Raw genomic sequence first — 10,305 nt, forward strand, 5'->3', positions numbered from 1 at the left:
CGCGATCCCGGGGCGGTCGCCGTCGAGAAGGTGTATGCCGAGGACGGGTCCGGGATGACCCTCACGGTGTGGAAGCGGTGCGGTTCGGCCGGAGCCGACGGGCAGCCCCGCCACGACTGCCGGGGGGACGACTTCGTCCTGGCTGCCGAGATCAACGGACGGGACGGACCAGGCTATTCGGCGGTGCTCCCGCGCCGGCTCATCTCGATCCGGCCCCTGCCTGCCGGCCGGTTCCTGGTGCACGCGGTTGATCGACGGCAGGTCTGGTCGAACGAAGGCGTCACGACGCTGGACCGCCGGGGTTAGCTGGGCTGCGGCTGGATCGGGTGGTCGCGGGCAGGTCAGGACGGCGCTTCGCGCCCGAGGATCGCGCGGACGGCTCCCACCGTGGCCGGAGCTCGGTCCGAGCCCAGCGCCCGGATGACTGGTCCTGCGATGGCGTCGAGCTCCACGGCCCGGCCGCCGATGAGGTCCTTGAGCATCGACGACTGCATGCCCTCTGGCAGCGCCCGGAGCCGCTGCTCGATGGCGTCCGGATCGACCCGCACGCCGAAGGCTGCGGCGGCCGTCGTCGCCTCGGCCACGATGGGCCCGACCGCACCTGGCTGCAGCCGGATGGCCTCTCCGATGGGCGCGCCGGCTGACGTGGTCAGCAGCGCCAGGGGCGCGAGGAACGACAACTTGCGCCAGAGCACGGTCGCGTCGTCAGGGAAGGTGGTCACCGCGCAGCCCGCCTCCTCGGCCAGCCCGGCCCAGCGTTGGCCACCGCCTCCTGCGAGCGACACCCCGACGTCACAGAAGCCGCTCACCTGCTCGACGACGCCCGGACGATGCCGGGTCGCCTCGACGGAGATGCTCGACGCGACGACCTCCACCCCCGGGAGCATCGCCCGCAGGTAGGGCACGTGGTCCACACCGTTGAGCAGGGGCACGACGACGGTCCCGCCGAGGAGTCCGGACGGGACCCGCTGCAGCGCGGTCGGCAGGTCCATGGCCTTCGTCGCGATGACGAGGACGTCGACAGGTTCCACCAGGCTGCTGCGAGCCTCGAGCGCCCCCTCCCAGGACCACTCCGGGCCCGTGAAGTGCAGGCCGCGAGCAGCGATCGTCGCTGCGGTGCGCTCCGCCGCCACGATGACCACCTCGTGGCCGGCCCGGGCCAGCCTGGCCGCCACGACGCCGCCGACACCGCCTGGGCCCAGCACCCCGACCCTCGTCATCGCAGGTCCTCCTCGACCTCGGACCCGATCAGCCGTTTGCGCCCGAAGAAGTCGACGAGCAGCGATGCCGATTCCTCGGCTCGGACGCCACCGACCACTTCGACGCGGTGGATGGCGAGCGGGTCTCGGGTCAGGTCCCAGACCGAGCCGCACGCCCCTGCCTTGGGGTCCCAGGCGCCGAAGATGATCCGCTCCACCCGAGCCGCCATGGCAGCTCCCGCGCACATCACGCACGGCTCGAGGGTCACGACGAGCGTCGCGCCGTCCAGCCGCCACGAGCCCACAGCCGCTGCAGCCTCACGCAGGGCGACCATCTCCGCATGGCCGGTGGGGTCCCCGATCTCCTCACGGACGTTGCGGCCTCGACCGACCGTCACCCCGTCCGCCCCGATCACCACGGCACCGACCGGCACGTCATCGGACCCCGCCGTCGCGGCGGCGAGCTCGAGTGCGTCACCGAGCCAAGCGGCATACGTCTCGGCGACTGCCGCGGTCTCGGTCACAGGTCTCTCGGATTGCCTGCTCACGCGCTAAGTTTCCACCCATGGACGTCCACGTCGCAGACCACCCCCTCATCGCCCACAAGCTCACCTACCTGCGCGACAAGCGGACGGACAGCCCCACTTTCCGGCGCCTGGCCGAGGAGCTCATGACGCTGCTCGCCTACGAGGCGACGCGGGACGTGCGTGTCGAGCCGTTCCGGATCGAGACGCCGGTCGCGCCGACGACAGGCATCAAGCTCTCCAACCCCAAGCCCCTCATCGTGCCGATCCTCCGCGCCGGCCTGGGCATGCTCGAGGGCATGGTGCGCCTGCTGCCGAGCGCTGAGGTCGGGTTCCTCGGGATGCAGCGCAACGAGGAGACGCTCGAGCCGGTGACCTACGCCAACCGCCTCCCTGACGACCTCACCGGCCGGCAGGTCTTCGTGCTCGACCCGATGCTCGCCACCGGCGGCTCCATGGCTGACGCGATCCACTACCTCCTCGACCGCGGCGCGGACAACATCACAGCCGTCTGCCTGCTCGCCGCTCCCGAGGGCGTCGCCCACCTCGAGGCGTCGCTCGCGTCCACCGACATCCCCGTCAAGGTGGTCACTGGTGCCATCGACGAGCGCCTCAACGAGAAGGGCTACATCGTCCCCGGCCTCGGGGACGCCGGCGACCGGCTCTACGGAGTCGTCGACTGAGCCTGTGGATGACCGCGCACCTCCGGGTGCGCGTCAGGGCATGCTGTGTGACGATCTAGGGCAAATCGACCGCCACGTCGTCAGGGGGAACGTGCCGTGCGCACACCGTCTTTCATGCCGTATGCCGCTGGGCTCGCCGCCGCTCTCATCCTCAGTGGGTGCGCGGCTGAGGAGGTGTCACTGGCCGTCCCGACGCCCGTGACCACCCCCAGCTCGAGGACCGCGGAGCCACCGAGCACGACGCCGGCGACCACGGTCGACCCTGTGGTGGCCCGAATCCCCCAGGCCGCGAGAGCAGACACCCAAGAAGGCGCCGAAGCGTTCGCCAAGTTCTTCATCGAGCAGGTGACGGATTCTTTCGTGGAGGGCGATCCCGACCTCTTGAGTGGCCTCTTCGTGGACGACTGCAAGACCTGCATCAACTTCCGGAAGACGGCCAGCTATTTCGAGTCGAAGGGCCAGCATTATGCGAAACGTTCCTTCGTCACGGAGCACACAAGCATCCGTCGCTTCCTCCATGACGACCCGGTCAAGTTCGTCGAAGTGGCTGGCCATGAGATCGAGGTCGACATCGTCGACCGCACCGGTGCGCGCTTGGAGTCCACGAAACCCAACGACAACATAAGTTTCGTCCTGGCCATCGAGTTCGACGAGCACTGGACGGTGTCAGCCGTGCACGTGGAGCAGCGCTGATGAGGGCCCACGAGTGGGCTGCTGCACTCCTCATCTTGTGCGTCACCAGCCTGGCTGCAGCGGCCGCCCGCGCAGATGGTCACGGATGCACTCGCGCGCTGAGCGGGTGCGGGGCAGACGAACAGGCCGCATACGTCGGACTGATGAGTCGGCCTCAAGTGTTGGGGTTGCCGACGACGCCCGAAGGCGCCAAACCGAAGAAGAGCGACCCGAATCCGCCGCGCTACGAGTACGTCTCGCTTCCCGACTGTGCGCTCAACGACCCCAACACCGGACGCAGCGACATCATGTGTGGCCAGGCACTGAGGGCGTGTCCACCCGAGCTCGAGGGCAACCTGCGCCTGAAGATCTGGCAACGCCTGCTGGACCCACCCGACGAACCGACCCGCTGGTCCGCCATCGGGGTGACCTGCCACAGCGACATCGCCCCCGGCGCAGGCGTGCGACTCACCATGGCCGACCTCAAGGCAGAGTTCCTGCGCATCCCCTGGGCCCAGCCGACCATCACGATCGAACCCAAGGGCGAGGTCACACTCGTCAACCTCAAGACCTTCTACCGAGTCACCTGGTCCGAGGCCGGCTACGAGCCGGGAGAGGCCCGGAGCCGCACGCTGGTGGGCGTCCCGGTGCAGCTGCGGCCACGACTGGTGGGGTTCACCTACGACTTCGGCGACGGCGGCACTTTCGGCCCGACGACCTCAGCCGGGGGCCGCTACCCGGATGGCGACGTGGTGCACACCTACGCCGAACCCGGCACCTTCACCGCCCGGGTGGTGACCACCTTCGCAGCCGAGTTCAGCCTGGACGGCGGGTCCACGTGGGACGAGATCCCCACGACGGTGGATGTCCCGGGACCACCGACAACCATCACCGTCAGGGAGATGAAGGCCGTCCTCGTCCGCTGATCAGCCGGGGACGGTGTCGCCCCATTCGCGGTCCCGGGCCGCTCGGTAGCGCTCGCCCTCGCGCTTGCTCACCACGGACCGGCCGGCCGTGCCATCCGGGCGGCACACCTGGAACTCCACGAGGCCCTTGCGCTTCACCGGCCGGCGCAGGATCCGGCCGTCGCCGGTGTGCACACCCTGCTCGACGACGTCCGGAGCGGCTGCCGCGACCCAGGAGAACTTCTCGTCCTCATAGGACAGGTCGCCGCCCTTGATCCGTCGATGCTCCGCCGAACGGTTGACGCGAGCCGCGAAATGGCACCAGTCCCGGCCGACCAAGGGGCACGTCGAGGCGTGCGGGCACGGGCCGAGCAGGTGCCAGCCCCGAGCGAGGAAGTGGCTCCGGGCCCCGAGAATCCGCTCGTAGCCATCCGGTGTCCCAGGCTCGACGACGACGGCCACTCGACCCCGGGCTGTCATGTCCTCGAGGAGGCTCGCCGTCTGGGCGGCCGACAGCTCGCTGAGGACGTAGGAGGCGATGACGAGATCGGCACCCGCTGTCGGCAACGCGCCGACGACGGCCCGCTCGAAGCTGGCCGCACGCAGCGCAGACGAGCTCGCCTCGGCCACGAGCCGACGACCTAGTTGGAGCGCCTGGGGAACCTGGTCCACGACCCGGATCGACTCCAGCGTCGCGAAGGACCCCGCCGCTGCCCAGGCCGCCGCTCCCGTGCCTCCGCCGAGGTCGAGCATCGTCCTCGGCTCGAAACCGTGTCCAGCCAGCTCGTCAAGGACCCGCTGCACGGCGGCCTGGGTCGCCGGCATCCGGTAGGCGGCATACGCCGCAACGCGAACCTCGCTCGAGAGAATCGCGGCCTGGGCCGCCCGCGGCTGCCGGTATCGGGCCACGAGCTCTGCCGTGGCAGCCGCCAGGTCCCGCTCCGGGAAACCGGCCACAGCCACCGCCAACGCGGTGCGCAGCTCGGAGGCAACCGAGCTCACGTGCGCCCACTGACAGCCCGACGAGACCGATGCACAGAAGGAGACTACTGTGGGTCCGACACACCCCCCACCTCCACGTCCCCATCCGTCACATCCGGCACACTGGTCGCACACGTGTGCCGTGCGACGCGCGGCCGTCCGTCACGCTGAGGAGCGAACGCCATGGGCCCCAAGGCCAAGAAGATCATCCTCATCCTTGTTGGCGCGTTCTTCATCTATGCCATCTTCACCTCGCCCGACAAGGCGGCCGGCATCGTGAGCAACATCTGGGGCGTGCTCGTGGACGGCTTCAACGCCATCCTCACCTTCTTCGACACTCTGCTCAACAACAACTAGCGGCCGACGGCGGCCAGATGGCGATCCTGCGGCGCAGCAACGAGATCCCGTCGGGGCTCTCCCCGATCCTCCTGCCCGGTGAGCAGCTCGTCACGGCCGTGCACTCGCACTGGGCGCGGTTGCTCAAACCCGTCTCGATCACCGCTCTCGCGCTCACCCTTGCGATCGTCATCGACGTCAACCTCACGCCGTCCACCCAAGCGGTCGGCAACCTGTTCTGGCTGCTGTTCTTCGCGACCCTCGCCTGGCTGCTCTGGCGCATCCTCGAGTGGCGCAACGACTGGTTCGTCGCCACTGACAAGCGCCTGCTGCTGCGCTACGGGATCATCACCCACAAGGTCGCCATGATGCCTCTCATCAAGGTGACCGACATGAGCTATGTCAGGTCGATCGCCGGGATGCTGCTCGGCTACGGCAAGTTCATCATGGAGAGCGCCGGGCAGGACCAGGCACTGCGCACCGTCGAGTGGGTCCCGCGCCCCGACGAGACGTATCGCGCCATCTGCGCGGTGATCTTCAACATCGGGCCACCGCGCGGCACGGCCACCGTGGTCGAGGTGAAGGACGAGCCCGATGCAGGGCCGGGCGAGGGCACCATGCCGGACGACGGGTCAGGTGGATCCGGCGGGCCGGGTGGCCCGAGACCTACGGACCATGGCGACGACGGCGGGTCGCCCAGATACGGCACACCGGCCCACCCGGATGTCCCACCGATCCACAACCCGATCCAGGACCGGCTCGACCGTTACTCGCGAGCCATTCCCATCCGCCGCGTCCGCGGGGGCGAGTCCCTCTACGAGAGCGAGGACATCCGACGGCGCCGCCGCTCGGCTGACACCGGACCCGTCCCGATCCGGCCGCAGGACCGCCGCCCCCGGCACGAACCCCGGACCGACTGAGCACCGAGGCCCGGCTCCCCACCGGGAGCCGGGCCTCGCCGCACGATGCGCCGCTGGGTCAGAGCGCCTTGATGATGTCCTCCACGCGCTCCTTGGCGTCGCCGAAGAGCATCGCGCTGTTGTCGCGGAAGAAGAGCGGGTTCTGCACGCCCGCGTAGCCAGCCGCCATCGACCGCTTGAAGACCACGACGTCCCTGGCCTTCCAGACCTCGAGGACCGGCATCCCCGCGATGGGGCTGTTCGGGTCCTCCTCGGCGGAGGGGTTGACGGTGTCGTTGGCGCCGATCACGAGGACGACGTCGGTCTCCGGGAGGTCCCCGTTGATCTCGTCCATCTCAAGGACGATGTCGTAGGGCACCTTCGCCTCGGCGAGCAGGACATTCATGTGGCCGGGCAGCCGACCCGCGACCGGGTGGATGCCGAACCGGACGTTGACGCCCTTCTGCCGCAGGTGCGAGGTGAGCTCAGCGACCGGGTACTGCGCCTGGGCGACGGCCATGCCGTAGCCGGGGGTGATGACCACGGACTTCGCGTTCGTGAGCAGGTCGGCCACCTCGGCCGCGTTCGTCTCCCGATGCTCGCCGTAGTCCACGTCACCCTTGGGAGCCCCGCCGTCAGAGCCGAACCCACCGGCAATGACGCTGAGGAACTTCCGGTTCATCGCCTTGCTCATGATGTAGGAGAGGTAGGCACCGGAGGAGCCGACGAGGGCACCCGTGACGATGAGCAGGTCGTTGCCGAGCATGAAGCCGGCGGCGGCCGCGGCCCATCCGGAGTAGCTGTTGAGCATCGAGACGACGACCGGCATGTCGCCGCCACCGATGGAGGCGACGAGGTGCCAGCCGAACGCGAGCGCGATCGCCGTCATGATCAGGAGCGGGACGATCGAGTGCGCTGCCACGAACCAGACCATGAGGCCGACCGACACCACGCCTGCAGCGAGGTTGAGCCAGTGCCGCATCGGCAGCATCAGGGGCGCACCCGAGATCTTCGCCGACAGCTTGAGGTAGGCGACGATCGAGCCGGTGAAGGTCACGGCGCCGATGAACACGCCGAGGAAGACCTCGACGCTGTGGACGGCATCCTCGGACCCGGTGAGGAACGAGTTGTAGCCGACCAGAACTGCCGCCAGACCGACGAAGCTGTGGAGCATCGCGATGAGCTCCGGCATGCCGGTCATCTCGACCCTGCGGGCCTTGTTGACGCCGATGAGGGCGCCGATCGCGACGGCGACGGCGATGAGGCCCCAGTTGAGCCACTCGGCCGAGCGCCCGGCGAGCCAGAGGGTCGCGACGAGGGCGATCCCCATACCGACGATGCCGAGGACGTTGCCGTCCTTGGCCGTCTCGTGCTTCGACAAGCCGCCCAGGCTGAAGATGAACAGCAGCGCCGCGATGATGTAGGCAGCGGTGATGATGGAGGTTTCCACGGCTCAGCCCTTCCGGAACATCGTGAGCATGCGGCGCGTCACGAGGAAGCCACCGAAGATGTTGATGCTGGCGACCAGACTCGCGACGAACGCGAGCGCCAGGATCACCGCGCCGCTCGAGTCGCCGGTCTCGGAGACGCCGAGCTGGATCAACGCACCGACGACGATGATGCCGCTGATCGCATTGGTGACCGACATCAGCGGCGTGTGCAGCGCGTGGTGCACATTGCCGATGACGTAGAAGCCGACGACGACCGCGAGCGCGAACACCGTGAAGTGCGAGAGGAAGCTCGCCGGTGAGAACGCGGCGATGAGCGCGAACACGGCGGCGCCGATGCCCATCAGCACGAACTTCCGGTTGGGGTCCGGTGGCGGTGGTGGTGCCTTCGCGACCGGCGCGGCGGCGGCCACGGGGGCCGGGGCAGCCGAGACCTGGATCGGCGGCGGCGGCCAGAGCAGGTCGCCGTCTCGGGCGACGGTCATCCCGCGCACGACTGTGTCGTCGAGGTCGACGACGAGCTGACCGTCCTTGGCCGGGGTGACGAGCTTCATCAGGTTGACGAGGTTCGTCCCGTAGAGCTGGCTCGCCTGCGTGGGGAGCCGGCCCGCGAGGTCGGTGTAACCGATGATCTTGACGCCGTTGGAGGTGACCACGAGCTCGTCCGCAACCGAGCCCTCGACGTTGCCACCGTTGGCGGCCGCCATGTCGACGATCACCGAGCCGGCCTTCATCGTCGCGACCATGTCGCCCGTGATGAGCCGGGGGGCCGGCTTGCCCGGGATGAGGGCCGTCGTGATGATGATGTCGACGTCCTTGGCCTGCTCGGCGTAGAGCTCGGCGGCCTTGCGGTTGTAGTCCTCGCCCATCTCGCGGGCGTAGCCGTCGCTGCTGACCTGCTGCTCGCCGATCTGGACGCGAAGGAACTCGCCGCCCATCGACTCGACCTGCTCCGCCACCTCGGGCCGCGCATCGGTGGCACGAACAATGGCGCCGAGGCTGCCAGCCGTGCCGATTGCGGCAAGTCCAGCGACCCCGGCGCCAACGACGAGCACCTTGGCCGGGGGTACCTTGCCTGCGGCAGTCACCTGCCCGGTGAAGAACGATCCGAACTCATGGGCGGCCTCGACCACCGCGCGGTAGCCGGCGATGTTGGCCATTGAGGAGAGCACGTCGAGCGACTGGGCCCGGCTGATGCGGGGCACGGCGTCCATCGCCATCGCGGTGACGTTGGCGGCGCGCAGCTTCTCGACGAGGTCGGGGCTCAGCGCCGGCGCCATCAGGCTGACGAGGGACGCACCGGGCCGCAGCAACGCGATCTCTGCGTCGGACGGCGCGTTGACCTTGTGGACGATGTCCGACGCCCACGCCTCCGCGGCGTCGACCACACGGGCACCGGCCGCGACGTAGGCCGCGTCGTCGAAACTCGCACCGACGCCGGCACCGCGCTCGACGACGACGTCGTAGCCGAGCGATATCAGCTGGGCGACCGTCTTGGGTGTGGCGGCGACGCGGGTCTCGCGTGGTCGCGTCTCACGGGGAACGCCGATTTGCACAACTGCTCCTTCTATCCAAGAGCGATACTGCCTGAAGCAACCTATGGCACCGGGTCCACGGGCAAGCAGGGAGTGCCACTCAAATCACAACCCCCGGAGCGACGGCCCGGACGGGCCGACGCAGGGGTTGCCTTACGCTGCGTAACATGTCGAGCGACGCGTCCGCAGCCCATCTTTCCTGCACCGTCGAGGCGGGTATCGCCCGGGTGCAGCTGAACCGTCCCGACAAGCTCAACGGCCTCACGCTCGAGATGCTCGAGTCCCTGGCCGACACCGCGCACCAGTTGCGCAGCGACCGTGCCGTGCGTGCCGTCATCCTCTCCGGTTCCGGCGAATCGTTCTGTGCCGGACTGGATTTCGCCACGGTGCTGAAGAAGCCGCGGGCGATCGCCACCGCTTTCGTGCCCCGCCCCTGGCTGGGCACGAACACCTTCCAGGAGGCCTGCTGGGCCTGGCGCCGGCTCCCCGTGCCGGTCGTTGCCGCGGTGCACGGCCACTGCTTCGGCGGCGGGGTGCAGATCGCCCTCGGCGCCGACTTCCGCTTCACCACGCCGGACGCGCAGTGGTCCGTCCTCGAGGCCAAGTGGGGCCTCATCCCCGACATGTCCGGGATCCAGAGCCTCACCGAGGTCGTCGGAATCGACGTGGCCAAGCGCCTCACGATGACCGGGTCGGTCATCACGGGAGAGGAGGCCGCCGCCATCGGGCTGGCCACCGGCGTGGCGCAGGACCCGCTGGCCGCCGCGGAGGAGCTGATCGGCCAGGTCATGACGCGGTCCCCCGACGCGGTCGCGGCAGCCAAGCGGCTCTTCGAGGGCACCTGGTCGGCCGGCCCGCGCCGGACGTTCGCGCGGGAACGGGCCGAGCAGCTCCGGCTCCTGCTGCGCACCCCGAACACGCGGGCGGCACAGCGGGCGGCCTTCACCAAGGAGGCGGCCGACTTCGGCCCTCGACGCAAACGCTGACGAGCGGGACCGCTGGGCTCGTGCGGGACGAGCCCAGCGGCATACAGCATGGTGGTGATCCCCGCTCAGCCCGGCTTGGGAGCGCCGGGGCGCGCGTAACGCCACCAGATGATCGCGACGCACATGACGGCCCAGGC

The 10,305-nt window shown here is 69.2% G+C and carries 12 protein-coding genes; 7 read left to right on the forward strand and 5 right to left on the reverse strand.

Annotated elements, in window-relative coordinates:
* Positions 1-306: hypothetical protein (locus tag OO014_RS17730; RefSeq protein ID WP_272463652.1), on the forward strand; the 306-nt coding region annotated here is incomplete at its 5' end.
* Positions 307-341: 35 nt separating this feature from the next.
* Here the strand turns inward: OO014_RS17730 and OO014_RS17735 are convergent.
* The gene (locus OO014_RS17735; protein WP_272463653.1) at positions 342-1,220 is read right to left on the reverse strand and encodes a ketopantoate reductase family protein; all 879 of its coding nucleotides are present in this window, start codon (positions 1,218-1,220) and stop codon (positions 342-344) included.
* Positions 1,217-1,747: a nucleoside deaminase gene (locus OO014_RS17740; protein ID WP_272463654.1), complete on the reverse strand. Its 531-nt coding sequence runs from the start codon at positions 1,745-1,747 to the stop codon at positions 1,217-1,219. The genes OO014_RS17735 and OO014_RS17740 overlap by 4 nt, the downstream gene beginning before the upstream one ends.
* Before the next feature lie 17 nt (positions 1,748-1,764).
* On the opposite strand from OO014_RS17740, the gene upp reads away from it, so the two are divergent.
* The 3 genes from upp (at position 1,765) to OO014_RS17755 (ending at position 4,004) form a co-directional block, all read left to right on the forward strand.
* A complete protein-coding gene (gene upp, locus OO014_RS17745; protein ID WP_272463655.1) occupies positions 1,765-2,406 on the forward strand; it encodes a uracil phosphoribosyltransferase in 642 nt (213 codons plus the stop codon).
* A 96-nt stretch (positions 2,407-2,502) separates the two neighbouring features.
* On the forward strand, positions 2,503-3,099 hold the full coding sequence (locus OO014_RS17750) for a DUF6318 family protein (RefSeq protein ID WP_272463656.1): 597 nt from the start codon (positions 2,503-2,505) through the stop codon (positions 3,097-3,099).
* Positions 3,100-3,266: 167 nt separating this feature from the next.
* Positions 3,267-4,004 (forward strand): hypothetical protein, encoded by a 738-nt coding sequence (locus tag OO014_RS17755; RefSeq protein WP_272463657.1) that lies wholly within the window; start codon positions 3,267-3,269, stop codon positions 4,002-4,004.
* On the opposite strand, the gene OO014_RS17760 is transcribed toward OO014_RS17755, so the two are convergent.
* Positions 4,005-4,985, reverse strand: a complete 981-nt coding sequence (locus tag OO014_RS17760) for a small ribosomal subunit Rsm22 family protein (RefSeq protein WP_272463658.1) — start codon at positions 4,983-4,985, stop codon at positions 4,005-4,007.
* Between the two features lie 162 nt (positions 4,986-5,147).
* Here OO014_RS17760 and OO014_RS17765 point away from each other — a divergent pair, with 162 nt between their 5' ends.
* Positions 5,148-5,321, forward strand: a complete 174-nt coding sequence (locus OO014_RS17765) for a hypothetical protein (protein ID WP_272463659.1) — start codon at positions 5,148-5,150, stop codon at positions 5,319-5,321.
* A gap of 17 nt (positions 5,322-5,338) precedes the next feature.
* Positions 5,339-6,220, forward strand: coding sequence for a PH domain-containing protein (locus tag OO014_RS17770; RefSeq protein ID WP_272463660.1), 882 nt, complete (start codon positions 5,339-5,341; stop codon positions 6,218-6,220).
* Between the two features lie 58 nt (positions 6,221-6,278).
* Here the strand turns inward: OO014_RS17770 and pntB are convergent, their stop codons facing one another.
* Entirely contained in the window at positions 6,279-7,649 is a 1,371-nt protein-coding gene (gene pntB, locus OO014_RS17775; RefSeq protein ID WP_272463661.1) for a Re/Si-specific NAD(P)(+) transhydrogenase subunit beta, read from the reverse strand.
* Positions 7,650-7,652: 3 nt separating this feature from the next.
* Positions 7,653-9,203: a Re/Si-specific NAD(P)(+) transhydrogenase subunit alpha gene (locus OO014_RS17780; protein WP_272463662.1), complete on the reverse strand. Its 1,551-nt coding sequence runs from the start codon at positions 9,201-9,203 to the stop codon at positions 7,653-7,655.
* 146 nt (positions 9,204-9,349) lie between these two features.
* On the opposite strand from OO014_RS17780, the gene OO014_RS17785 reads away from it, so the two are divergent.
* A complete protein-coding gene (locus OO014_RS17785) occupies positions 9,350-10,168 on the forward strand; it encodes a crotonase/enoyl-CoA hydratase family protein (RefSeq protein ID WP_272463663.1) in 819 nt (272 codons plus the stop codon).
* The last annotated feature ends 137 nt before the right edge of the window (positions 10,169-10,305 follow it).

Origin of the sequence: Intrasporangium calvum (assembly GCF_028446585.1) — a bacterium.
In the GTDB taxonomy this organism is placed as follows: Bacteria; Actinomycetota; Actinomycetes; order Actinomycetales; family Dermatophilaceae; genus Intrasporangium; species Intrasporangium calvum_A.